This is a genomic window from Pseudomonas sp. LBUM1658, assembly GCF_059716055.1.
In genome coordinates, this window is the sequence record NZ_CP166798.1 from 829,496 (window position 1) to 853,342 (window position 23,847).

The 23,847-nt window shown below is 57.4% G+C and carries 19 protein-coding genes, 2 tRNA genes and 2 rRNA genes; 18 read left to right on the forward strand and 5 right to left on the reverse strand.

The window, feature by feature from the left end; translation table 11 throughout:
- Nucleotides 1–9 precede the first annotated feature (9 nt).
- Nucleotides 10–327 (reverse strand): Rieske (2Fe-2S) protein, encoded by a 318-nt coding sequence (locus ACA064_RS03795; protein ID WP_497672189.1) that lies wholly within the window; start codon nt 325–327, stop codon nt 10–12.
- Between the two features lie 210 nt (nt 328–537).
- Here ACA064_RS03795 and ACA064_RS03800 point away from each other — a divergent pair, with 210 nt between their 5' ends.
- The 5 genes from ACA064_RS03800 (at nt 538) to deoC (ending at nt 5,011) form a co-directional block, all read left to right on the forward strand.
- A complete protein-coding gene (locus tag ACA064_RS03800; RefSeq protein ID WP_497672190.1) occupies nt 538–1,425 on the forward strand; it encodes a heme/hemin ABC transporter substrate-binding protein in 888 nt (295 codons plus the stop codon).
- A 50-nt stretch (nt 1,426–1,475) separates the two neighbouring features.
- Nucleotides 1,476–2,459 carry a FecCD family ABC transporter permease gene (locus tag ACA064_RS03805; RefSeq protein ID WP_497674165.1) on the forward strand — a complete coding sequence of 328 codons (984 nt, stop codon included), beginning with the start codon at nt 1,476–1,478 and terminating at the stop codon, nt 2,457–2,459.
- Nucleotides 2,459–3,226, forward strand: coding sequence for a heme ABC transporter ATP-binding protein (locus ACA064_RS03810; protein WP_497672191.1), 768 nt, complete (start codon nt 2,459–2,461; stop codon nt 3,224–3,226). The genes ACA064_RS03805 and ACA064_RS03810 overlap by 1 nt, the downstream gene beginning before the upstream one ends.
- Nucleotides 3,227–3,248: 22 nt before the next feature.
- A complete protein-coding gene (locus ACA064_RS03815; protein ID WP_497672192.1) occupies nt 3,249–4,115 on the forward strand; it encodes a ChaN family lipoprotein in 867 nt (288 codons plus the stop codon).
- Between the two features lie 140 nt (nt 4,116–4,255).
- Entirely contained in the window at nt 4,256–5,011 is a 756-nt protein-coding gene (gene deoC, locus ACA064_RS03820) for a deoxyribose-phosphate aldolase (RefSeq protein WP_497672193.1), read from the forward strand.
- A gap of 289 nt (nt 5,012–5,300) precedes the next feature.
- On the opposite strand, the gene ACA064_RS03825 is transcribed toward deoC, so the two are convergent.
- The 3 genes from ACA064_RS03825 to ACA064_RS03835 all read right to left on the reverse strand — a co-directional run bounded on the left by ACA064_RS03825 (nt 5,301) and on the right by ACA064_RS03835 (nt 7,822).
- Nucleotides 5,301–5,582, reverse strand: coding sequence for a TfoX/Sxy family protein (locus ACA064_RS03825; protein WP_497672194.1), 282 nt, complete (start codon nt 5,580–5,582; stop codon nt 5,301–5,303).
- Between the two features lie 247 nt (nt 5,583–5,829).
- Nucleotides 5,830–6,174, reverse strand: coding sequence for a pentapeptide repeat-containing protein (locus ACA064_RS03830; RefSeq protein ID WP_497672195.1), 345 nt, complete (start codon nt 6,172–6,174; stop codon nt 5,830–5,832).
- Nucleotides 6,175–6,265: 91 nt separating this feature from the next.
- Nucleotides 6,266–7,822, reverse strand: a complete 1,557-nt coding sequence (locus ACA064_RS03835; RefSeq protein ID WP_497672196.1) for a bifunctional aminoglycoside phosphotransferase/ATP-binding protein — start codon at nt 7,820–7,822, stop codon at nt 6,266–6,268.
- Between the two features lie 116 nt (nt 7,823–7,938).
- Between ACA064_RS03835 and mrcB the strand changes: the two genes are divergently transcribed.
- The 3 genes from mrcB to ACA064_RS03850 are packed head-to-tail and all read left to right on the forward strand — an operon-like array spanning nt 7,939 to nt 11,346.
- On the forward strand, nt 7,939–10,263 hold the full coding sequence (gene mrcB / locus ACA064_RS03840) for a penicillin-binding protein 1B (protein ID WP_497672197.1): 2,325 nt from the start codon (nt 7,939–7,941) through the stop codon (nt 10,261–10,263).
- Nucleotides 10,264–10,279: 16 nt separating this feature from the next.
- Complete coding sequence (locus ACA064_RS03845; protein WP_497672198.1) at nt 10,280–11,011, forward strand: tetratricopeptide repeat protein; 732 nt, start codon at nt 10,280–10,282, stop codon at nt 11,009–11,011.
- Nucleotides 11,011–11,346 (forward strand): YqcC family protein, encoded by a 336-nt coding sequence (locus tag ACA064_RS03850; protein WP_497672199.1) that lies wholly within the window; start codon nt 11,011–11,013, stop codon nt 11,344–11,346. The genes ACA064_RS03845 and ACA064_RS03850 overlap by 1 nt, the downstream gene beginning before the upstream one ends.
- Before the next feature lie 18 nt (nt 11,347–11,364).
- Here the strand turns inward: ACA064_RS03850 and ACA064_RS03855 are convergent, their stop codons facing one another.
- Nucleotides 11,365–11,784: a DUF4124 domain-containing protein gene (locus tag ACA064_RS03855; protein WP_497672200.1), complete on the reverse strand. Its 420-nt coding sequence runs from the start codon at nt 11,782–11,784 to the stop codon at nt 11,365–11,367.
- A 400-nt stretch (nt 11,785–12,184) separates the two neighbouring features.
- Between ACA064_RS03855 and ACA064_RS03860 the strand changes: the two genes are divergently transcribed.
- The 10 genes from ACA064_RS03860 to ACA064_RS03905 all read left to right on the forward strand — a co-directional run bounded on the left by ACA064_RS03860 (nt 12,185) and on the right by ACA064_RS03905 (nt 23,761).
- A complete protein-coding gene (locus tag ACA064_RS03860; RefSeq protein WP_497672201.1) occupies nt 12,185–13,909 on the forward strand; it encodes an acetolactate synthase 3 large subunit in 1,725 nt (574 codons plus the stop codon).
- A 2-nt stretch (nt 13,910–13,911) separates the two neighbouring features.
- On the forward strand, nt 13,912–14,403 hold the full coding sequence (ilvN, locus tag ACA064_RS03865; RefSeq protein WP_150643298.1) for an acetolactate synthase small subunit: 492 nt from the start codon (nt 13,912–13,914) through the stop codon (nt 14,401–14,403).
- Nucleotides 14,404–14,452: 49 nt separating this feature from the next.
- A complete protein-coding gene (gene ilvC, locus ACA064_RS03870; RefSeq protein WP_150643297.1) occupies nt 14,453–15,469 on the forward strand; it encodes a ketol-acid reductoisomerase in 1,017 nt (338 codons plus the stop codon).
- 145 nt (nt 15,470–15,614) lie between these two features.
- On the forward strand, nt 15,615–16,472 hold the full coding sequence (gene pssA, locus ACA064_RS03875; protein WP_150803358.1) for a CDP-diacylglycerol--serine O-phosphatidyltransferase: 858 nt from the start codon (nt 15,615–15,617) through the stop codon (nt 16,470–16,472).
- A gap of 63 nt (nt 16,473–16,535) precedes the next feature.
- Nucleotides 16,536–17,549 (forward strand): protein-methionine-sulfoxide reductase catalytic subunit MsrP, encoded by a 1,014-nt coding sequence (msrP, locus tag ACA064_RS03880; protein ID WP_497672202.1) that lies wholly within the window; start codon nt 16,536–16,538, stop codon nt 17,547–17,549.
- Nucleotides 17,549–18,169, forward strand: coding sequence for a protein-methionine-sulfoxide reductase heme-binding subunit MsrQ (gene msrQ, locus ACA064_RS03885; protein WP_497672203.1), 621 nt, complete (start codon nt 17,549–17,551; stop codon nt 18,167–18,169). Before msrP ends, msrQ begins: the two co-directional genes overlap by 1 nt.
- A 545-nt stretch (nt 18,170–18,714) precedes the next feature.
- Nucleotides 18,715–20,253 (forward strand): 16S ribosomal RNA (locus ACA064_RS03890).
- Nucleotides 20,254–20,459: 206 nt separating this feature from the next.
- A tRNA-Ile gene (locus ACA064_RS03895) sits at nt 20,460–20,536 on the forward strand.
- Nucleotides 20,537–20,566: 30 nt separating this feature from the next.
- Nucleotides 20,567–20,642 (forward strand) — tRNA-Ala (locus ACA064_RS03900).
- A gap of 227 nt (nt 20,643–20,869) precedes the next feature.
- Nucleotides 20,870–23,761, forward strand: a 23S ribosomal RNA gene (locus ACA064_RS03905).
- The 16S and 23S rRNA genes sit together here with 2 tRNA genes alongside, the layout of an rRNA operon.
- The last annotated feature ends 86 nt before the right edge of the window (nt 23,762–23,847 follow it).

Below are 23,847 nucleotides of genomic sequence, written 5' to 3' on the forward strand. Positions count from 1 at the left end.
CACAGGCCACTAAAGCTGAACCCAGATGCCTTGGCTGTCTTCCTTGCAGGTCAGGGCGGTCAGGGACTGCCCGGCACAGGGACCGGCGACGCATTCGCCGGTTTCGATCAGGAACAGTGCGCCGTGGGTGGCGCACTGGATCATGCTGGCGCTGCGGTCGAGAAACTGATCGGGCTGCCATTCCAGCGCAACGCCACGGTGCGGGCAGCGATTGATATAGACGTAGACCTCGCCTTCGCGGCGCACGGCAAACAGCTTCTGGCCGTCGATATCAAAACCGCGACTGCTGGCATCGACCAGCTCGGCGTGGGTGCAAAGAAACTTCATGGCTATCCTCAGGTGGCGCAGGCTCTGCGCCAGGGCTGTCATGCTGTGCTCGCAGGGCATGGGACGAAACATGTCCGTGCTTGACGTGCAAATGCAAACAATTATCAAATGGCCGCTTCGCCCGTGGTCCACGCGCTTACGGATTATGCTCTCTTGCGGATTTCAGATTGTTGCGTGATCCATAGTGCCGCCCTCAAAGGAAAACCTTTTATGCGCCTGAGTACCAGCGCTATTGCGTTCTGTGTCGGACTATTGGTCAGTCAGGGGGCCGCTGCGGCCGACTTGCCGCAACGCTGGGTCAGTGCCGGTGGCGCGTTGTCGGAATGGGTCAGTGCATTGGGCGGCGAGTCGAAGCTGGTCGGCGTGGATACTACGAGCCAGCACCCGGAGTCCCTCAAGGCACTGCCCAGCATCGGCTATCAGCGGCAACTGTCGGCTGAAGGTATTTTGAGTTTGCGCCCGCAGATTCTCGTGGGAACCGAAGAAATGGGCCCTCCACCGACGCTGTCGCTGATTCGCAGCGCCGGCGTGCAGGTCGAATTGTTCTCGGCACAGCCGCAGCTGTCGGCCTTGCAGGGCAACTTGCAGCATCTGGGCAAGCTGTTGGGCAGCGAAGACAAAGCCACGCAACTGTTCCAGGACTATCAGCAACAACTCTTGCGGCACAAGGCCTGGGTCAGCCAGGCGCAGACCCGGCAAACAGCACCGAGCGTGTTGTTACTGGTGGGAAATGCTGGCGGCAAACCCCTGGTTGCCGGAAAAGACACCGCGGCCGACTGGCTGCTGCAGCAGGCCGGTGGTCAGAATCTGGCGACCCATAGCGGCTACAAACCTTTTTCGGTCGAGTCACTGGCCGGTCTCAATCCCGACATGCTGGTCTTCGCCGACCGCAGTCTGTCCGGCGAGGCGGCCCGTGCTGCGTTGTTCCGGGAAAATCCGATCCTCGCTTCAACCCGTGCAGCCAAGGGCGGGCGAGTGTTCGAGCTCGATCCGACCTTACTGGTGGGCGGGCTCGGGCCACGTTTGCCGGCCAGCCTGGTGAAGCTCTCGAGCGGTTTTTATCCTGCCGAAGCGGCCAAGGCTGACACTGCCCCATGACCACTCTGGTTAAACCACGAACACTGTTTGTCGGGCTGAGCCTCTTGTGTCTGCTGGCGATCTGGCTGTCATTGGCCCTGGGGCCGGTCAGCCTGCCGTTGCTCGACACCTTGCGCGCCGCGTTGCGTTTGCTGGGGCTGCCAATTGCCGCGGACGGGTTGGAGCAGGCCGAGTTGATTCTCGGCCAGATCCGTCTGCCGCGTACCTTGCTGGGCATGGCGGTGGGTGGCGTCCTGGCGTTGTCCGGCGTGGCGATGCAAGGTTTGTTTCGCAATCCACTGGCCGACCCGGGGTTGGTCGGCGTCTCCAGCGGCGCGGCATTGGGCGCGGCGATCGCCATCGTCGGTGGTTCGCTGTTTGGCGGCCTGCCTGAGGCGCTGGGGCCTTACTTGCTTTCACTCTGTGCCTTTCTCGGTGGGTTGGGGGTGACGGCGCTGGTCTATCGCCTCGGTCGACGCAATGGCCAAACCAGCGTGGCGACCATGTTGCTGGCGGGCATCGCCTTGACCGCGCTGGCCGGTTCGGCAGTCGGCCTGTTCACCTATCTGGCGGATGACGCCACTTTGCGTACCCTGACCTTCTGGAACCTGGGCAGCCTGAATGGCGCCAGTTATTCCAGGCTCTGGCCGTTGTTGCTGGTGAGTGCAGCGGTCGCACTGTGGTTGCCGCGGCGAGCCCAGGCGCTGAATGCGCTGTTGCTGGGGGAGTCGGAAGCCAACCACCTGGGGATCGAAGTCGAAAGGCTCAAGCGTGAATTGGTGTTCTGCACAGCGCTCGGGGTTGGGGCGGCCGTTGCGGCGGCCGGGATGATCGGTTTTGTCGGTTTGGTGGTGCCGCATCTGCTGCGACTGCTGGCCGGGCCGGATCACCGGGTCTTGTTGCCAGCCTCGGTGTTGGCCGGGGCAAGCCTGCTGCTGTTTGCCGATCTGCTGGCGCGTCTGGCCCTGGCCCCTGCCGAGTTACCGATCGGCATAGTCACCGCGTTTATCGGCGCACCATTCTTTCTGTATTTGCTGTTGCGAGGGCGCGCCTGATGCTGCGAGCGGAAAACCTGCAGGTTCGCCGTGGCAAAAAGACGGTACTGGCGGATATCAATCTACAACTCATGCCGGGCGAAGTGCTCGGCGTACTCGGGCCCAACGGTGCGGGCAAGAGCACCTTGCTCGGCGCGTTGTGCGGTGAATTGCCTGCAAGTCAGGGCAAGGTCTGGCTTGAGGACCGGGAGTTGGGACACTGGCAAGGGGTGCAAAGGGCGCAACGCCTGGCGGTATTGCCACAGACTTCGACCCTGGATTTTGCCTTTCGGGTCGAGGAAGTGGTCGGTATGGGGCGCTTGCCCCATCAAAGCGGCCGAGTCCGCGACGAGGAAATTATCGCCGCCGCCCTGGAGGCCGCTGACGCCGGACATCTGAGCGGTCGCAGTTACCTGGCGTTGTCCGGAGGCGAGCGGCAACGAGTGCACCTGGCGCGGGTCCTTGCGCAGCTGTGGCCGGGGCAGGTCGGGCAGACCCTGTTGCTCGACGAACCGACTTCGATGCTCGACCCGCTGCATCAGCACACCACCTTGCAGGCGATCCGTGAGTTTGCCGGTCGTGGTGCGGCAGTTTTGGTGATCCTGCATGATCTGAACCTGGCAGCACGTTATTGTGATCGTCTGTTGCTGCTTGAGGACGGACGCCCCTATGCGCTGGACAGTCCGGCAATGGTGTTGCAACCGGAACCGCTGAAAGCGGTGTTCGGCCTGGAGGTGCTGGTGCAGCCCCATCCGGAGCGTGGGCACCCCTTGATCATTGCCCGTTAAGCCCATTTTCTGGAAGGAACCCATGCGCGCGATTCTGCTACTGGCTTTGATACTGCTCGGTGCTTGTCAAACCACGACGGTGGTGCCGGTCGCAAGCAGCTCCAAAGATAGCGCCGGAATGATTCGCGAGCTCGGCAGCGGGCAGTTGCTGACTGCCGACGAACTGGTCGAGCGCCTAGCCAAGGCGCCACGGGTCATAGTCGGCGAGCGGCACGACAATCCTGATCACCACCGGCTGCAATTATGGTTGTTGCAGGCGTTGTCTGAGCGCCGTGGCCAAGGCAGCCTGCTGTTGGAGATGCTGACGCCAGACCAGCAATCGCGCGTCGATCAGGTCCGCATTCAGCTGAAAATCACGGGTTGGCCCGATGACTTGCCTGAAACCCTGGCATGGCAATCCGGCTGGGACTGGAAGTTGTATGGGCCTATCGTGCGCTTTGCCCTGGCGCAGCCTTATCCGTTGCTGGCGGCCAACCTGAACAGCGCTGAAATACGGAAGATTTATACCCAGGCGCCAGTGTTGAGCGGTACTCGTTCGAACTCGGATTCGGTCAGGCTCGAACTGCTGGAGCAAGTCCGCGAATCCCATTGTGGCCTGCTACCGGAATCGCAAATGCCCGCCATGCTGGCGGTCCAGCAGCAACGTGACCGGCGGATGGCTGAGCGCCTGCTGGCGGCACCGTCTCCTTCGCTGTTGTTTGCCGGCGCTTATCACGCGCGCAAGGATGTCGGCGTGCCGGTGCACCTGCTTGATCTCGGGGCGTCGGGCGGCACACAGGTGCTGATGCTGGCCGAGCAGGGTGCCGAGGTTGCGCCAGGCGCGGCGGATTACGTCTGGTACACCGCGGTCAGGCCAGAGCAGGACTATTGCGCTCAGATGCGTAAATAGCTGCTGGCGTATCGGAAGTTTCTGTCAATCGCGTAGTTAGCGTCCCGGCTGCTCCAAAGTCAGGCAATTATTCGACTGGCTGCTTTATTGTTTATCCACTATGCCGACCGGCAATTTCACGATTGAAGGTGGAGGGATCTATGGATCAACCGGATAAACAGCTGGCTCGCCTGGCAATCAGCTTGCTCGATCTGACCTCGTTGAATGCCGATGATGATGACGCGGCTATCGTCAGTCTTTGCCTGCGCGCGCTGACACCTTTTGGTCCGGTGGCGGCGGTCTGCGTCTATCCACGGTTTGTCAGCCTGGCACGCAAGACCCTGAACAGCCTGGGAGGGGCGCAGGTCCGGGTGGCAACCGTTGCCAACTTCCCTTATGGCGGTAGCAATATCGCTTCGACCGTCACCCAGGTCGAGCAGGCTATAGCTGCGGGAGCGGATGAGGTAGATGTGGTTTACCCCTTTCATGGGTTGCTGGCAGGGGATCGCGACATCGGCCGGGAGTTGCTGGCCGCCTGTCGCACTGTCTGTTCAGGACCGGTGCTGCTCAAAGTGATTCTGGAAACCGGTGAGCTGCGCGATCCGCAGCTGATTCGCCGGGCCAGCCTGGACTCGATTGCCGCGGGCGCGGACTTCATCAAGACCAGTACCGGCAAGGTTGCGATCAATGCCACGGAGCAAGCCGCGCGAATCATGCTGGAAGCCATTGCCGAGCAGCGAGTCGAGACCGGTCTAAAGGTTTCCGGGGGGATTCGCACGCTGGTGGATGCCGGCCTGTATATCGGCCTCGTCCGGCAGCGCATGGGGGCTGGCTGGGTAAGCGCCAGGCATATGCGTATAGGTGCCTCGGGCTTGCTGGATGAATTGCTCGCCTGCCTGGGGCAACGACCTGCCTGATAGCGTTGATCTGGCGTTTGGCAAAGGCTTCGGCGACTTTTCGACAGGCAAAAAAAAGACCCGGCAAAAAGCCGGGTCAAATAACCGTGATTAGCCTGATGAGGAGATAATCTGAGAGTCCGAACCACTGGTCTTCCAGGTTATCGACTGATCTCGCGACCAGATGTGATAATCATAACGATTCTCATTTCTAAGTCAACAGCTGATTACTCATTTTGCTGAATCGAGCTGGATATTCTTTCGGATTGCCCGGTAAACAGGGGGGCGAGTCCGTATCAATGCATGACAATCACGTCCGCTCAGTTTTATGGCGTGACGATATGGCTTCCAATTGTTTATTCAAGGCATCTTTGCGCTCTGCCGGTATGTCGTTCCAGTGCACGTCCATCAACGCACCTTCAATGGCATACAACAACACTTTCGATGCGCGAAACCCTCTGGTTCGCACCGCACGATACGCATCCACCGCCCCCAGGCGACGCAAGTCCGAGGCGCTATGGATGCCCACGGCATGCAGCCATTGCGCCGACGTCTTGCCAAGGTTTTTCAGGTGTTGCAGTTCATCATTCATCAAGCCTCCTTGCGACAGCCGAACAAGCGTGGGCGAGTTTCAAGGAGTGTAGCGGTCAGTAGGAAAAACGTGGTTGTTTGGTCGGTTTCGTCGAAAAAGCTTCTAAGCCGTGAGCCCAGAGAGCTATGGAAAGCGCTGTGAGCTCAGTAGGAGGGGGATCGCCAACAGGCAGGCTGGATGACTGCACGGCGCACGACGCCCAGCCCAGCGCGCAGTGGCGGTGCCGGACTCGGGGGCGGCGAACTTGTTACTTGGTACGGTAGCGCAAGCGTGTACCGAAATTGACCGACATCAGAATCTCATCCGCAGTCAGTTCTGGCGGGAAGTAAGCTCCCGAGATCTGCGCATGCGCCAGGCTGGCGCCTTCCATGCAGCTATTACGTAAGTCCAGGCCGCGCAGGTCAGCCGAGCGGAAGTAGGCATCCGTGAAGTCGATGCCTTCGGCATTCAGTTCACGCAGGTCGAGGCTGCGGAAATCACCGCCGCGCATATCGACAGACGCGTCCTTTGGTCTCTCGTTATTGAAGCCGACAATGTCGTCTTTGTGCAGCAGCGCGAAAAGCGGGGTGTCGAGGAATTTTGGCTGGCTCATGGGACGTCACCTGTTGGATATATGACGCCAGTGTAGTGCCACTATCTCGAGGTCGCGAAACCGTTATCGGTTCCACGACCCCGATAGTTGCTTACAGGCCGGGCATGCGCTGGCGAATTTGTGCAACCACGGTATCCAGGGTACCGCTTTCATTGGTCTGGACGCGTTTGCTGCAGAGGATTTCTGCTGGCGTCAGCGCCTCACGAGTGGCTTGCTGAGCTTCGATAACCGCCATGGTCGCGTCGGACGGATCGTTCTTGTCCGCCTGACGTCGCGCCAGCCAGCTCTCGATCACCGCTTGCGGTGCGTTGCAGTCAAGGATCAGGAACGGCGCGCCGGTGGCTTCGGCGATTTTCGCGGCGCCATCGCGCTGTTCGCGCTTGAGGTAGGTGGCGTCGATCACCACCGGGAAGCCGGCGCGCAGAATGACCGCGGCAATCTCATGCAGGTGGGCGTAGGTGGCAACGCTCGACTCGGCGCTGTAGATCCCGACTTGCGGATCATTCGGCACCTGTTGCTCGCCGAACAGGCGTTTGCGTTCGACATCGGAGCGCAGGCGGATCGCACCCAGCGCTTCCACCAGGCGCGTGGCCACATAACTCTTGCCGACGGCCGAAACACCGTGGGTGATCGCCAGAAAGCGCGACGGGATGGTGCTGTAGCTTTCTGCCAGGTTGGCATAGTTGCGGTACTGGCGCAGGGTGGTTGCACGCAGTACCGGATCGGCTTCGGCAGGCATGCTGAACAGGCTGACCTTGGCGCGAACCAGCGCGCGATAGGCTTTGTAGAAGTTCAGCAGCTCAAGCCCGCGGTAATCACCGGTCAGCTCCAGGTACTGGCTGATGAAACGGCGCGCGAGGCTTTTAAGGCCGCGATCTTCCAGGTCCATCGCGAGGAATCCGGTATCGGCGTAAACGTCAGTGAAGCGGAAGGGTTCATTGAACTCGATGCAGTCAAAGATCACTACTTCACCGTCGATCACCGTGGCGTTGCCCAAGTGAATGTCGCCGTGACACTCGCGGATAAACCCCTCGGCCTTGCGCTGGGCGAACAGCGGCTTGAGGCGCTCGAAGCTGCTTTCAGCCCAGGCTTGCAGAGCCTCGAGTTGCAGCAAGTCGGCCTTGTCGCTGAGGAACGGGCGGATTTGTTCGAAGTTCTGCCGTACCGGCGCCATGACGCTGTCCGGGGTGCCGGCTTCGTGGTCTGCCGGGACCACAGGCGCACTGAGGTGGAAGCGGGCGATTTGTTTGGCCATCTGGTCGATGTGCGCGGTAGTCAGTTCGCCATTGGCTTGCAAGGTGCTGAGCAACTGGCTTTGCGGGAACTGGCGCATTTTCAGCGCGTAGTCGATGACCGGACCACTGCCACCCAATTGCGGTGCATCGGCGCTGCCGGTGATCGGCAACACTTCCAGATACAGATCATGGGTCAGGCGCTGGTTCAGGCGCAGTTCTTCGCCGCAGAAGTGTTCGCGAGCTTCCAGGGCAGTGAAGTCGAGGAAGCCGAAATTGACTGGCTTCTTCAATTTATAGGCGTAGGGGCCCGTCAGCAGCACCCAGGAGATATGCGTCTCGATGACCTGGAAACCCTCTACAGGATGGGGGTAGAGGGCCGGGTTTTGCAGGGCGGCGATCAGGGACTGGCTCACAGGCGATCCTTCAGATTCGGGAAATTTCAAGGGCGTCATTATGGCCGCATGCGGCTGTCGTGCAAACCTCGTAGAGCTCCTGTTGAGTATGAATAAAGTGCGTATAATCCGCCGCCATGACTCGTACCCGATCCCCCCGTTCCCGTTCCAAACCCCCGTCTGCTGGCCTGCGCCCTTGGCTGGGCTGGGCCCTGAAGCTCAGTCTGGTCGCCTTGGTGGTGCTCGCAGGCTTTGCGGTTTATCTCGACGCAGTGGTCCAGGAGAAGTTCTCCGGCAAGCGCTGGACCATTCCGGCCAAGGTTTATGCCCGACCGCTGGAGCTGTTCGTCGGACAAAAGCTCAGCAAGGAAGATTTTCTTATCGAGCTCGATGCGCTCGGTTACCGGCGCGAAAGTGTCGCCAATGGTCCGGGTGCAGCCGCGGTCAGTGGCAATACGGTCGACTTGAATACCCGCGGCTTCCAGTTCTATGAAGGCATGGAGCAGGCTCAGCCGGTGCGCGTGCGTTTCTCCGGCGACTATGTGGCCGGACTCTCGGGGGCCAACGGGTCGAAAGTCGCGGTGGTGCGCCTTGAACCACTGTTGATCGGCGGTCTTTACCCGAAAAACCTCGAGGATCGCATCCTGATCAAGATCGATCAGGTGCCGCCATACCTGCTCGAGACGCTGGTCGCGGTGGAGGACCGGGATTTCTATCATCACTTCGGCGTCTCGCCCAAGTCCATCGCCCGGGCTGTGTGGATCAACACCTCGTCGGGGCACATGCGCCAGGGCGGCAGTACCTTGACCCAGCAGTTGGTCAAGAACTTCTACCTGACCAACGAGCGCAGCCTGACCCGCAAGTTGACCGAGGCGATGATGGCCTTGCTGCTTGAACTGCATTACGACAAGCGCGAAATCCTCGAGGCTTATCTCAACGAAGTCTTCGTCGGTCAGGACGGCCAGCGTGCGGTGCACGGTTTCGGTTTGGCCAGCCAGTTCTTCTTCAGTCAGCCGCTGTCTGAACTCAAGCTGCATCAGGTGGCGTTGTTGGTGGGCATGGTCAAGGGGCCGTCTTCCTACAACCCGCGGCGTAACCCGGAGCGCGCGCTTGAACGGCGTAACCTGGTGCTCGATGTGTTGCAAGAACAGGGTGTCGCGACCGCCGAGCAGGTGGCGGCGGCCAAGAAAATGCCACTGGGCGTGACCAAGCGCGGCAGTCTGGCCGACACTTCGTACCCGGGTTTCATTGACCTGGTCAAACGCCAACTGCGCGAAGATTACCGCGACGAAGACTTGACCGAAGAGGGGCTGCGGATTTTCACCAGTTTCGATCCGATCCTGCAGATGAAGGCCGAGGCTTCGGTCAACGATACCTTCAAGCGTCTGGCCGGGCGCAAGGGCTCGGATGAGGTCGAAGCCGCGATGGTGGTGACCAATCCGGAAACCGGGGAAGTCCAGGCCATGATCGGCAGTCGTCAGGCTGGTTTTGCCGGTTTCAACCGTGCGCTGGATGCAGTGCGTCCGATCGGCTCCCTGATCAAACCGGCGGTTTACCTGACCGCGCTTGAGAAGCCGAGCCAGTACACCTTGACCAGCTGGCTCTCCGATGAGTCTTTTTCGGTGAAAGGTGCCGATGGGCAGGTCTGGAAGCCACAGAACTATGATCGTCGCTCCCACGGCACAGTGTTCCTGTATCAGGGGCTGGCGCACTCCTACAACCTGTCGACCGCCCGGCTTGGCCTGGCAGTCGGCGTGCCGAATGTCCTCAAGACGCTCGCGCGGCTGGGCGTTGACCGTGAATTCCCGGCCTTCCCGTCGATGTTGCTGGGGGCTGGCGGCTTGAGCCCGATGGAAGTGGCGACCATGTACCAGACGCTGGCCAACGGTGGATTCAATACGCCGATGCGCGGGATTCGTAGCGTGCTGACCGCCGAAGGCGAACCGCTCAAGCGTTATCCCTTCCAGATCCAGCAGCGCTTTGATCCAGGTTCGATCTTCCTGATCCAGAGCGCGATGCAGCGGGTAATGCGTGAAGGTACCGGTAGTTCGGTCTACAACTCCTTGCCGAAAACCCTGGCACTGGCGGGCAAGACCGGCACCAGTAACGATTCGCGGGACAGCTGGTTCGCCGGTTTCAGCCAGGATCTGCTGGCGGTGGTCTGGATGGGTCGCGATGACAACGGCAAGACACCGTTCACCGGTGCCACGGGCGCCCTGCAGGTCTGGACCAGCTTCATGCGCAAGGCGGATCCGTTGCCGCTGGATATGCCACAGCCGGATAATGTGGTTCAGGCCTGGGTCGACTCCCGTACCGGGCAAGGTTCCGAAGCGAGTTGTCCAGGCGCGGTGCAGATGCCGTATATTCGCGGCAGTGAACCACCACCCGGTGCCGCGTGTGCAGGCGAAAGCCCTGCACCCGCCGATGCGGTGATGGATTGGGTCAAAGGCTGGATGAATTAAGCGAAGAGGGTTTTAAGTGAACAAGTGGTGGATACCAGCTATTACAGCTCTGGCTTTGCTCAATGGTTGCGCCAGCGTGCAGCGCGGATCGATCCCGGTGGTGGACTCCGGCAGTGCCGTTTCCAACAGCGAGCGGATCCAGGCCAATGCCGGCTCCCGTCAGACGACCGCACAGCGTCCGACGCAAGCCCAGACTCAAGCCATCCCGCAAGGCGAAGGCGTAATGGTGATGATTCCGGGTGGCGCTGCAGCCGCTTCGGCACCGATCAGCACTGCACCGATTACCCCGGGGCCGATCACTCCCGGGCCGATGGATTCTGCGCCGGTTCAGTCGGCGCCGATCAATCAGGGCACCTACAACATGCCGTCGACGCCGAGCGGGATTCCTTCGGCGAACTCCGGCGGGCTGTCGGCCGACGAACAACTGGACGGTCCGGTACTGGCCTTGCTCACCACGGCGCAGCAGCAACAAGCCAGCGGCGATCTGAACGGCGCTTCCTCCAGCCTGGAGCGCGCCCAGCGTGTCGCCCCGCGCGAACCACAAGTGCTCTACCGTCTGGCGCAGGTGCGCATGGCCCAGGGTGATGCGGCGCAAGCCGAGCAGTTCGCTCGTCGCGGGCTGAGCTTCGCCAATGGTCGCCCGGCCCTTCAGGCGAGCCTGTGGGGCTTGATCGCTCAGGCGCGTGAGAAGCAGGGTGATTCGGCGGGCGCCGCCCTGGCCAGGCAGAAGGCCAAGGTAAGTCTCTGATGGATGCACGCTTTCCGAAGATCGCCGAGCAGCTGTTGTTGATCGAACGTGAGCTGCGGGTGCAGGGTTGGTGGGATGAAGTCTCGCCATCGGCAGAAGCTCTAAACAGCGTCGAACCATTCTCGATCGATACCCTGGACTTCGAGCAATGGCTGCAATGGATCTTTCTGCCGCGGATGAAAGCGATACTGGAAAACGATCTACCGCTGCCCAATGTCTCGGGTATTCAGGAGATGGCCGAAATGGTCTTCGCTGCCCGGAATGTCCAGGGCAAGGATCGGCAGCTGCAGATCCTGCTCAAGGAATTCGATCTGCTGATCGCCTCCTCCCGCTGAATCGGAGACTGCCAGAACCTACTGGCAGTTATCCGCAATCTGTTTCTGTGCTTCGATGATGCGATCCTGACGTTGTTCGTCGGTCAGGCGGCGCATCCCACCGTCGACTTCCTCCCGTAGTCGCGGATTGTTCTGCAGTTGAGCCAGATTGGTTCGGGCCTGCTCACAGAACGTCTTTAACCGGTCTTGCTGCTCGGCAACCTGCTTTTTCACTTTGTTGTCGATGGCCTGTTGATCGCCGATGGCGCTGCTGCGCGGCGTTGCGGTCGGTTTGCCGGCGGGCGGGGAGGGCGTCACTGTGGTCGCTTCCTGGCCTTGGGGCGGTTGTGCATCGAAGTGGGTAACGCCTTGAGCGTCGACCCATTTGTAGATCTGAGCGGCCATGCACAAAGGGCTCAGGCCAATCAGCAGGCTCGCTGTGAAGAAAAACGTTCGCATGCCATTTCCTTGTCATGGGTTGCGCAATTGAAGCTAACACAGATGCTGTTTAGAGGTTTTTTCTTGCTTTCTCATGCGCTTAGTTCGAATAAAGCATTTGACGACTTGACTTGGAGGGGGCGAAACAGAAGAATCCAAAGTCCGCTGTAGAGGGACTGCCAGAAGCAGACCCGCTCAGTAGATCATGAGGTGCACATCCGCGCCGACCTGTTACACCCGCAACGCGTTACCTCGCGCTGGGTGGGAAACCCCCGCAACACTTGGGGAGCTCCCAATACTTGCTCAGTCAGTGCTGACGTAGTCGGCGACCACCGTCGCTCATGCTCTGCTAAGCAGTAAACCTATTAAGACCCGTTCCCTTTTGAGTGGACGGTATTCTGGCGTTTTAGAGGTGAACAACGTGGAGCTTTTATCTGGCGGTGAGATGCTCGTCCGCTTTTTGCGTGACGAAGGCGTCAAATATATCTACGGGTACCCAGGTGGTGCTCTTCTTCATGTTTACGATGCGCTGTTCAAAGAACCGGAAGTAACCCACATCCTGGTTCGTCACGAGCAGGCCGCGACTCATATGGCTGACGGCTACGCTCGTGCCACCGGTAAAGCCGGTGTGGTACTGGTGACCTCCGGCCCGGGCGCGACCAACGCCATCACCGGTATTGCCACGGCCTACATGGACTCCATTCCGATGGTGATCATTTCCGGCCAGGTGCCTAGCACCATGGTGGGCACCGATGCATTCCAGGAAACCGACATGATCGGTATCTCCCGGCCGATCGTGAAACACAGCTTCATGATCAAGCATGCGTCGGAAATCCCGGAAGTCATGAAGAAAGCGTTCTACCTGGCGCAATCCGGTCGTCCTGGCCCGGTCGTGGTCGATATCCCGAAAGACATGACCAACCCGGCCGAGAAGTTCGAATACATCTTCCCGAAAAAAGCCAAGCTGCGTTCCTACAGCCCGGCTGTTCGCGGGCACTCCGGGCAAATCCGCAAAGCCGCGGAAATGCTGCTGGCGGCCAAGCGTCCGGTGCTTTATGCAGGCGGAGGGGTGGTTCTGGGTGGCGGTTCCGCAGCGCTGACCGAACTGGCGCAAATGCTCAACCTGCCAGTGACCAATACGTTGATGGGCCTGGGTTCATACCCTGGCACTGATCGGCAGTTCATCGGCATGCTCGGCATGCACGGCAGCTACACCGCCAACCTCGCCATGCACCATGCCGACGTGATCCTTGCGGTCGGTGCGCGTTTCGATGATCGGGTGATCAACGGCCCGGCCAAGTTCTGTCCGAATGCCAAGATCATTCACATCGACATCGACCCCGCTTCGATCTCCAAGACCATCAAGGCTGACGTGCCTATCGTCGGTCCGGTCGAGAGTGTGCTGACCGAAATGGTCGCGACCCTCAAGGAAATCGGCGAGACCCCGAACAAGGAGTCCGTTGCCAGCTGGTGGAAGCAAGTCGAGGAGTGGCGCGGTGATCGTGGCCTGTTCCCTTACGATAAGGGCGACGGCAGCATCATCAAGCCGCAGACCGTGATCGAAACCCTCAGCGAAGTGACCAAGGGCGATGCCTACATCACGTCCGACGTGGGTCAGCACCAGATGTTCGCGGCGCAGTACTACAAGTTCGACAAGCCGAACCGCTGGATCAACTCCGGCGGCCTGGGCACCATGGGCTTCGGTTTTCCGGCGGCCATGGGCATCAAGTTGAGCTTCCCGGATGCCGACGTCGTCTGCGTGACGGGCGAGGGGAGTATCCAGATGAACATTCAGGAACTGTCCACCTGTCTGCAATATGGCTTGCCGGTGAAAATCGTCATCCTGAACAACGGTGTTCTGGGTATGGTTCGCCAGTGGCAAGACATGAGCTATGGCAGCCGTCACTCGCATTCCTACATGGAGTCGCTGCCTGACTTCGTCAAGTTGGCGGAGGCCTATGGTCACGTCGGCGTGCGCATCACCGACTCGAAAGATTTGAAGTCGAAGATGGAGGAAGCGTTTGCCATGAAAGATCGCCTGGTGGTGCTCGATATTTCGGTCGACACCAGCGAGCACGTCTACCCGATGCAGATCAAAGACGGCTCCATGCGCGATATGTGGCTGAGCAAGACGGAGCGTACTTAATCATGCGGCACATTATTTCCTTGCTTCTGGAAAACGAACCGGGCGCCTTGTCTCGCGTTGTTGGCCTGTTTTCGCAGCGTAACTACAACATCGAAAGCCTGACCGTGGCGCCGACCGAAGACCCGACCTTGTCGCGTCTGACGCTGACCACCGTGGGGCACGATGAAGTAATCGAGCAGATCACCAAGAACCTGAACAAGCTGATCGAAGTGGTCAAGCTGGTCGACCTGTCGGAAAGTGCTCACATCGAGCGCGAACTGATGCTGGTCAAGGTCAAGGCCACCGGCGCCCAGCGCGCCGAGATCAAGCGCACTACCGATATTTATCGTGGACAGATCGTCGATGTCAGCGCCAGCGTGTATACCGTTCAACTGACCGGTACCAGCGACAAACTCGACAGCTTCATTCAGTCTATCGGCACGGCCGCGATACTGGAAACCGTACGCAGTGGCGTCACCGGGATTGCCCGTGGCGACAAAGTGCTGAGCATCTAAACCAAATTAGCGAATGGCCTGAACGGCCTGGATATATAGGGGAAATTTCATGAAAGTTTATTACGAAAAAGACTGCGACCTGTCGATCATCCAGGGCAAAAAAGTAGCCATCATCGGTTACGGCTCCCAAGGCCACGCACAAGCTTGCAACCTGAAAGATTCCGGCGTTGACGTCACTGTTGGTCTGCGTAAAGGTTCGGCTACCGTTGCCAAAGCCGAAGCTCACGGCCTGAAAGTGACTGACGTTGCCAGCGCTGTTGCCGCTGCCGACCTGGTCATGATCCTGACCCCGGACGAGTTCCAGTCCGCTCTGTACAAAGACGAAATCGAGCCGAACATCAAGAAGGGCGCAACCCTGGCCTTCTCCCACGGCTTCGCGATCCACTACAACCAGGTAGTGCCACGCGCTGACCTCGACGTGATCATGATCGCGCCGAAAGCTCCAGGCCACACCGTGCGTTCCGAGTTCGTCAAAGGCGGCGGCATCCCTGACCTGATCGCTATCTATCAGGATGCTTCCGGCAACGCCAAAAACGTTGCGCTGTCCTACGCTGCCGGCGTTGGTGGCGGTCGTACCGGCATCATCGAAACCACTTTCAAGGACGAAACCGAAACCGACCTGTTCGGCGAGCAGGCTGTTCTGTGTGGCGGTACCGTTGAACTGGTCAAAGCCGGTTTCGAAACTCTGGTTGAAGCTGGCTACGCGCCAGAAATGGCTTACTTCGAGTGCCTGCACGAACTGAAACTGATCGTTGACCTCATGTACGAAGGCGGTATCGCCAACATGAACTACTCGATCTCCAACAACGCTGAATACGGCGAGTACGTGACCGGCCCGGAAGTGATCAACGCCGAATCCCGTCAGGCCATGCGCAACGCCCTGAAACGCATTCAGGACGGTGAGTACGCCAAGATGTTCATCAGCGAAGGTGCTACCGGCTACCCATCGATGACCGCCAAGCGTCGCAACAACGCCGCTCACGGTATCGAAATCATCGGCGAGCAACTGCGCTCTATGATGCCGTGGATCGGTGCCAACAAAATCGTCGACAAAGCCAAGAACTAAGTTCCGGCCTTGAAGAGAAAACGCGGCTTAGGCCGCGTTTTTTCGTTTGGGCAGACAGGTTCTGGTATAAAGCTGGATCGTTTGCGCGCGAACCCTCGTCGCAGACACCTGTCGAAATTTTCCACACCGTTGCAAGGTAATGTCCATGAGCGAACGTCCCGAAGAGCCAAACAAGGCCTCTGACGCCGAAAGCCTGCTACCGATCGATGAGCATGTCGAAGAAGGGCATGACGCAGAAGGCCGTAAAGTCCGGCATCGTGGTATCTATCTTCTGCCGAATCTGTTTACCACCGCGAACCTGTTTGCGGGGTTCTACTCCATCATCAGTTCCATGAGCGCTCAAAGTGCCTTGAGTGCCGGTGACGCGGTAAGCGCGAGTAAGTATTTCGCTTTTGCTGCGATCGCGATCTTCGTTGCCATGGTGCTCGACGGGCTGGATGGTCGTGTTGCCCGGATGACCAATACCCAGAGCGCCTTCGGCGCTGAATATGACTCGTTGTCCGATATGGTCGCTTTTGGTGTCGCACCAGCGTTACTGGCATTTGGCTGGGCGTTGGGGGATATGGGCAAAGTAGGCTGGATGGTCGCTTTCATCTATGTGGCGGGCGCGGCGTTGCGTCTGGCGCGTTTCAATACTCAGGTGGGTACCGCAGACAAGCGTTATTTCATCGGTCTGGCCAGTCCGGCCGCGGCAGGTGTAGTGGCCGGGATTGTCTGGGCGTTCAGCGACTACGGCATTCAGGGTTCCAAGATGTCCTTCCTGGTGGCGCTGATGGTGGCTGCTGCCGGCATGCTGATGGTCAGCAACATCAAGTACAACAGCTTCAAGGAGCTGGACCTGAAAGGGCGGGTGCCATTTGTCGCGATTCTCGCGGTGGTGCTGGTGTTCGCCGTGGTCTTCAGTGATCCGCCGCGCATTCTGCTGCTGGTGTTCCTCGCCTATGCAGCTTCCGGCCCGGTGCAGTACCTGTTGCGTCTGCGCCGTCACAAAAAAGTCGAGTGATGTAATATCCCTCATACTCCGCAGTCTATTGGTGCATCAGTCCTCCAATGCTGCGGAGTTGTCATGTTAATCAAGTTGCCCAAGCCATCCGACTGCCAAGAATCGGATGTCACGCCGCAATCCCTCTACTACTCTCGTCGCAGTGTGCTGGGCGGCGCCATGACTGCGCTGGCGGTTAGCGGTCTGCCGCGCTGGGCACATGCCGATACTGTCGCACGTTATGCAGATGTCGAGCCGGGCAAGGCGCCGGCCTGGTTTACCGAGAAGCTACCGGCTACCCAATGGCAGGCTGTCACGGTCAAGGGGGAGGCGATCACCCCATTCAAGGACGCGACCCACTACAACAACTTCTATGAGTTCGGAACGGATAAAGGTGACCCGGCACAAAACGCCGGTACGCTGAAAACCGAGCCATGGAGCGTGGTGGTCGATGGTGAGGTCGGCAAGCCCGGGCGTTATGCCCTCGAAGACTTCATGAAACCCTATCAGTTGGAGGAGCGGATCTACCGTCTGCGCTGCGTCGAGGCCTGGTCGATGGTGATCCCCTGGATCGGCTTTCCCATCTCGGCGTTGCTCAAGCAGGTCGAGCCGACCTCCAAGGCCAGATTCGTTCGATTCGAAACCCTTCTCGATCCTCAGAGCATGCCGGGCCAGCGTTCCGGTTTTGCCCTGATTGACTGGCCTTATGTAGAAGGGTTGCGTCTGGATGAGGCGATGAACCCATTGGCAATTCTCGCCGTGGGTATGTACGGCCGCGAGCTGCCTAATCAAAACGGCGCGCCGTTGCGTCTGGTGGTGCCGTGGAAGTACGGCTTCAAGAGCGTCAAATCCATCGTGCGCATCAGTCTGGTCAGCGAACAGCCGAAAACCACCTGGCAGAGCATTGCTGCGGATGAGTATGGTTTCTACGCCAACGTCAATCCTGAGGTGGATCACCCGCGCTGGACTCAGGCACGTGAACGGCGCCTGCCGAGCGGACTGTTCAGCCCCAATGTGCGCGAGACGCAGATGTTCAACGGCTACTCCGATGAGGTGGCTTCTTTATATAGCGGCCTGGATCTGCGGAAGAACTATTGATGCGTTATCCGTTGTGGCGCATTGGCGTCTTTATAGTGGCGGCGGTGTGGCCGCTGCTCTGGTTGTATCAAGCCTGGATCTTCGCCCTGGGGCCGGATCCGGGGAAGGTGCTGGTCGATCGCCTGGGATTGGGTACGCTGACCCTGTTGTTGATCACTCTGAGCATGACGCCTCTACAACGGCTGACCGGTTGGGCGGGGTGGATTGTCGTGCGCCGACAGTTGGGTCTGTGGTGCTTTGCTTATGTGGTCATGCATCTGGCGGCCTACCTGGTGTTTATCCTCGGTCTTGATTGGTCGCAGCTGGGTGTCGAGTTGCGCAAGCGGCCTTACATCATCGTCGGCAGTCTTGGATTCCTTGGTTTACTGGCATTGTCGGTTACCTCCAATCGTTACAGTCAGCGACGCCTCGGTGCTGGCTGGAAGAAGTTGCATCACCTGGCTTATGTGATCCTGGGGCTTGGGCTGCTGCATATGCTGTGGATAGTTCGAGCGGATCTGAAGGAGTGGGTGATCTATGCTTCTATAGGAGCGCTGCTATTAGTGTTGCGTATTCCGTCTGTGATGCGCCGAATCCCCCGTTTAACAGCCAAAAGGACATCTTCTGCAACAAAGGTGTAATTAGTCCTTGACGGCAGATCCTGGAAGTCTATAATTCGCCCCACTTCCGGCGCAGTCGAAACGGAAAACTCCTTGGTAAACAAAGAGTTACGCAGTTTTCGGCAGCGAGTTGCTTCAGTTCATCGAAGCCCAGAAGGAGTTGGTAAGGTCGGCTGGTTTGACGTTATCAACGGTTCGATCCACTCGGTCGAAAGCGGTGTAAAACAGGTGTTGACAGCAGCGAGTAACGCTGTAGAATTCGCCTCCCGCTAACGAGTGATCGGAAGCGCCAAGTGGTTGAAGTTACAAAGGAAACTTTGAAAACTTCTGAAAATAACCGCTTGACAGCAGCAGAGGAAAGCGTAGAATGCGCGCCTCGGTTGAGACGAAAGATCTTAACCAACCGCTCTTTAACAACTGAATCAAGCAATTCGTGTGGGTGCTTGTGGAGTCAGACTGATAGTCAACAAGATTATCAGCATCACAAGTTACTCCGCGAGAAATCAAAGATGTAACCAACGATTGCTGAGCTAAATTTAGGGTTTTCTAAAAACCCAAAGATGTTTGAACTGAAGAGTTTGATCATGGCTCAGATTGAACGCTGGCGGCAGGCCTAACACATGCAAGTCGAGCGGCAGCACGGGTACTTGTACCTGGTGGCGAGCGGCGGACGGGTGAGTAATGCCTAGGAATCTGCCTGGTAGTGGGGGATAACGTTCGGAAACGGACGCTAATACCGCATACGTCCTACGGGAGAAAGCAGGGGACCTTCGGGCCTTGCGCTATCAGATGAGCCTAGGTCGGATTAGCTAGTTGGTGGGGTAATGGCTCACCAAGGCGACGATCCGTAACTGGTCTGAGAGGATGATCAGTCACACTGGAACTGAGACACGGTCCAGACTCCTACGGGAGGCAGCAGTGGGGAATATTGGACAATGGGCGAAAGCCTGATCCAGCCATGCCGCGTGTGTGAAGAAGGTCTTCGGATTGTAAAGCACTTTAAGTTGGGAGGAAGGGCCGTTACCTAATACGTGATGGTCTTGACGTTACCGACAGAATAAGCACCGGCTAACTCTGTGCCAGCAGCCGCGGTAATACAGAGGGTGCAAGCGTTAATCGGAATTACTGGGCGTAAAGCGCGCGTAGGTGGTTCGTTAAGTTGGATGTGAAATCCCCGGGCTCAACCTGGGAACTGCATTCAAAACTGTCGAGCTAGAGTATGGTAGAGGGTGGTGGAATTTCCTGTGTAGCGGTGAAATGCGTAGATATAGGAAGGAACACCAGTGGCGAAGGCGACCACCTGGACTGATACTGACACTGAGGTGCGAAAGCGTGGGGAGCAAACAGGATTAGATACCCTGGTAGTCCACGCCGTAAACGATGTCAACTAGCCGTTGGGAGCCTTGAGCTCTTAGTGGCGCAGCTAACGCATTAAGTTGACCGCCTGGGGAGTACGGCCGCAAGGTTAAAACTCAAATGAATTGACGGGGGCCCGCACAAGCGGTGGAGCATGTGGTTTAATTCGAAGCAACGCGAAGAACCTTACCAGGCCTTGACATCCAATGAATCTGCCAGAGATGGCGGAGTGCCTTCGGGAACATTGAGACAGGTGCTGCATGGCTGTCGTCAGCTCGTGTCGTGAGATGTTGGGTTAAGTCCCGTAACGAGCGCAACCCTTGTCCTTAGTTACCAGCACGTAATGGTGGGCACTCTAAGGAGACTGCCGGTGACAAACCGGAGGAAGGTGGGGATGACGTCAAGTCATCATGGCCCTTACGGCCTGGGCTACACACGTGCTACAATGGTCGGTACAGAGGGTTGCCAAGCCGCGAGGTGGAGCTAATCCCAGAAAACCGATCGTAGTCCGGATCGCAGTCTGCAACTCGACTGCGTGAAGTCGGAATCGCTAGTAATCGCGAATCAGAATGTCGCGGTGAATACGTTCCCGGGCCTTGTACACACCGCCCGTCACACCATGGGAGTGGGTTGCACCAGAAGTAGCTAGTCTAACCTTCGGGAGGACGGTTACCACGGTGTGATTCATGACTGGGGTGAAGTCGTAACAAGGTAGCCGTAGGGGAACCTGCGGCTGGATCACCTCCTTAATCGACGACATCAGCTGCTCCATAAGTTCCCACACGAATTGCTTGATTCATTGAAGAAGACGATAGAAGCAGCTTCAAGCTTTAAGCTACAAGCTTCAAGTTTGATTGCGAAAGCATCAAAATTGGGTCTGTAGCTTAGTTGGTTAGAGCGCACCCCATGCTTTGTGGTAAAGAGCAGGGTGAGGTCGGCCTTGTAGCTCGAAATTGGGTCTGTAGCTCAGTTGGTTAGAGCGCACCCCTGATAAGGGTGAGGTCGGCAGTTCGAATCTGCCCAGACCCACCAATTTTGTGTGGGACACGCCTGTAGAAATACGGGGCCATAGCTCAGCTGGGAGAGCGCCTGCCTTGCACGCAGGAGGTCAACGGTTCGATCCCGTTTGGCTCCACCACTTACTGCTTCGTACCGTTAGAGTTTAGAAATGAATATTCCAATGTGAATATTGATTTCTAGTCTTTGATTAGATCGTTCTTTAAAAATTTGGGTATGTGATAGAAAGATAGACTGGACAACACTTTCACTGGTGTTGTTACAGGCTAAGGTAAAATTTGTGAGTTAAATTGCGAATTTTCGGCGAATGTCGTCTTCACAGTATAACCAGATTGCTTGGGGTTATATGGTCAAGTGAAGAAGCGCATACGGTGGATGCCTTGGCAGTCAGAGGCGATGAAAGACGTGGTAGCCTGCGAAAAGCTTCGGGGAGTCGGCAAACAGACTTTGATCCGGAGATGTCTGAATGGGGGAACCCACCTAACATAAGTTAGGTATCTTACGCTGAATACATAGGCGTAAGAAGCGAACCAGGGGAACTGAAACATCTAAGTACCCTGAGGAAAAGAAATCAACCGAGATTCCCTTAGTAGTGGCGAGCGAACGGGGACTAGCCCTTAAGTGGCTTTGAGATTAGCGGAACGCTCTGGAAAGTGCGGCCATAGTGGGTGATAGCCCTGTACGCGAAAATCTCCTGGTCATGAAATCGAGTAGGACGGGGCACGAGAAACCTTGTCTGAATATGGGGGGACCATCCTCCAAGGCTAAATACTACTGACTGACCGATAGTGAACTAGTACCGTGAGGGAAAGGCGAAAAGAACCCCGGAGAGGGGAGTGAAATAGATCCTGAAACCGTATGCGTACAAGCAGTGGGAGCCCACTTTGTTGGGTGACTGCGTACCTTTTGTATAATGGGTCAGCGACTTATTTTCAGTGGCGAGCTTAACCGAATAGGGGAGGCGTAGCGAAAGCGAGTCTTAATAGGGCGTCTAGTCGCTGGGAATAGACCCGAAACCGGGCGATCTATCCATGGGCAGGTTGAAGGTTGGGTAACACTAACTGGAGGACCGAACCGACTACCGTTGAAAAGTTAGCGGATGACCTGTGGATCGGAGTGAAAGGCTAATCAAGCTCGGAGATAGCTGGTTCTCCTCGAAAGCTATTTAGGTAGCGCCTCATGTATCACTGTAGGGGGTAGAGCACTGTTTCGGCTAGGGGGTCATCCCGACTTACCAAACCGATGCAAACTCCGAATACCTACAAGTGCCGAGCATGGGAGACACACGGCGGGTGCTAACGTCCGTCGTGAAAAGGGAAACAACCCAGACCGTCAGCTAAGGTCCCAAAGTTATGGTTAAGTGGGAAACGATGTGGGAAGGCTTAGACAGCTAGGAGGTTGGCTTAGAAGCAGCCACCCTTTAAAGAAAGCGTAATAGCTCACTAGTCGAGTCGGCCTGCGCGGAAGATTTAACGGGGCTCAAACCATACACCGAAGCTACGGGTATCACTTAGGTGATGCGGTAGAGGAGCGTTCTGTAAGCCTGTGAAGGTGAGTTGAGAAGCTTGCTGGAGGTATCAGAAGTGCGAATGCTGACATGAGTAACGATAATGGGTGTGAAAAACACCCACGCCGAAAGACCAAGGTTTCCTGCGCAACGTTAATCGACGCAGGGTTAGTCGGTCCCTAAGGCGAGGCTGAAAAGCGTAGTCGATGGAAAACAGGTTAATATTCCTGTACTTCTGGTTATTGCGATGGAGGGACGGAGAAGGCTAGGCCAGCTTGGCGTTGGTTGTCCAAGTTTAAGGTGGTAGGCTGGACTCTTAGGTAAATCCGGGAGTCTAAGGCCGAGAGCTGATGACGAGTGTTCTTTTAGAACACGAAGTGGTTGATGCCATGCTTCCAAGAAAAGCTTCTAAGCTTCAGGTAACCAGGAACCGTACCCCAAACCGACACAGGTGGTTGGGTAGAGAATACCAAGGCGCTTGAGAGAACTCGGGTGAAGGAACTAGGCAAAATGGCACCGTAACTTCGGGAGAAGGTGCGCCGGTGAGGGTGAAGCATTTACTGCGTAAGCCCATGCCGGTCGAAGATACCAGGCCGCTGCGACTGTTTATTAAAAACACAGCACTCTGCAAACACGAAAGTGGACGTATAGGGTGTGACGCCTGCCCGGTGCCGGAAGGTTAATTGATGGGGTTAGCTAACGCGAAGCTCTTGATCGAAGCCCCGGTAAACGGCGGCCGTAACTATAACGGTCCTAAGGTAGCGAAATTCCTTGTCGGGTAAGTTCCGACCTGCACGAATGGCGTAACGATGGCGGCGCTGTCTCCACCCGAGACTCAGTGAAATTGAAATCGCTGTGAAGATGCAGTGTATCCGCGGCTAGACGGAAAGACCCCGTGAACCTTTACTATAGCTTTGCACTGGACTTTGAATTTGCTTGTGTAGGATAGGTGGGAGGCTTTGAAGCGTGGACGCCAGTTCGCGTGGAGCCAACCTTGAAATACCACCCTGGCAACTTTGAGGTTCTAACTCAGGTCCGTTATCCGGATCGAGGACAGTGTATGGTGGGTAGTTTGACTGGGGCGGTCTCCTCCTAAAGAGTAACGGAGGAGTACGAAGGTGCGCTCAGACCGGTCGGAAATCGGTCGTAGAGTATAAAGGCAAAAGCGCGCTTGACTGCGAGACAGACACGTCGAGCAGGTACGAAAGTAGGTCTTAGTGATCCGGTGGTTCTGTATGGAAGGGCCATCGCTCAACGGATAAAAGGTACTCCGGGGATAACAGGCTGATACCGCCCAAGAGTTCATATCGACGGCGGTGTTTGGCACCTCGATGTCGGCTCATCACATCCTGGGGCTGAAGCCGGTCCCAAGGGTATGGCTGTTCGCCATTTAAAGTGGTACGCGAGCTGGGTTTAGAACGTCGTGAGACAGTTCGGTCCCTATCTGCCGTGGACGTTTGAGATTTGAGAGGGGCTGCTCCTAGTACGAGAGGACCGGAGTGGACGAACCTCTGGTGTTCCGGTTGTCACGCCAGTGGCATTGCCGGGTAGCTATGTTCGGAATAGATAACCGCTGAAAGCATCTAAGCGGGAAACTAGCCTCAAGATGAGATCTCACTGGGACCTTGAGTCCCCTGAAGGGCCGTCGAAGACTACGACGTTGATAGGTTGGGTGTGTAAGCGCTGTGAGGCGTTGAGCTAACCAATACTAATTGCCCGTGAGGCTTGACCATATAACACCCAAGCAATTTGTTGGCCTGAAAGGGCACCAGATTGCGGTGTGTGAAGACGAAACGAACCGAAAGTTCGAGATACTCAC

Bases quoted from the DNA above. Each gene is read 5' to 3' on its own strand.
- ilvN (WP_150643298.1), top strand. From the start codon at position 13,912: ATGCGGCACATTATTTCCTTGCTTCTGGAAAACGAACCGGGCGCCTTG.
- pssA (WP_150803358.1), top strand. From the start codon at position 15,615: ATGAGCGAACGTCCCGAAGAGCCAAACAAGGCCTCTGACGCCGAAAGC.
- ACA064_RS03855 (WP_497672200.1), bottom strand. From the start codon at position 11,784: ATGCGAACGTTTTTCTTCACAGCGAGCCTGCTGATTGGCCTGAGCCCT.
- ilvC (WP_150643297.1), top strand. From the start codon at position 14,453: ATGAAAGTTTATTACGAAAAAGACTGCGACCTGTCGATCATCCAGGGC.
- ACA064_RS03850 (WP_497672199.1), top strand. From the start codon at position 11,011: ATGGATGCACGCTTTCCGAAGATCGCCGAGCAGCTGTTGTTGATCGAA.
- deoC (WP_497672193.1), top strand. From the start codon at position 4,256: ATGGATCAACCGGATAAACAGCTGGCTCGCCTGGCAATCAGCTTGCTC.
- msrQ (WP_497672203.1), top strand. From the start codon at position 17,549: ATGCGTTATCCGTTGTGGCGCATTGGCGTCTTTATAGTGGCGGCGGTG.
- ACA064_RS03830 (WP_497672195.1), bottom strand. From the start codon at position 6,174: ATGAGCCAGCCAAAATTCCTCGACACCCCGCTTTTCGCGCTGCTGCAC.
- mrcB (WP_497672197.1), top strand. From the start codon at position 7,939: ATGACTCGTACCCGATCCCCCCGTTCCCGTTCCAAACCCCCGTCTGCT.
- ACA064_RS03810 (WP_497672191.1), top strand. From the start codon at position 2,459: ATGCTGCGAGCGGAAAACCTGCAGGTTCGCCGTGGCAAAAAGACGGTA.
- msrP (WP_497672202.1), top strand. From the start codon at position 16,536: ATGTTAATCAAGTTGCCCAAGCCATCCGACTGCCAAGAATCGGATGTC.
- ACA064_RS03825 (WP_497672194.1), bottom strand. From the start codon at position 5,582: ATGAATGATGAACTGCAACACCTGAAAAACCTTGGCAAGACGTCGGCG.
- ACA064_RS03815 (WP_497672192.1), top strand. From the start codon at position 3,249: ATGCGCGCGATTCTGCTACTGGCTTTGATACTGCTCGGTGCTTGTCAA.
- ACA064_RS03795 (WP_497672189.1), bottom strand. From the start codon at position 327: ATGAAGTTTCTTTGCACCCACGCCGAGCTGGTCGATGCCAGCAGTCGC.
- ACA064_RS03800 (WP_497672190.1), top strand. From the start codon at position 538: ATGCGCCTGAGTACCAGCGCTATTGCGTTCTGTGTCGGACTATTGGTC.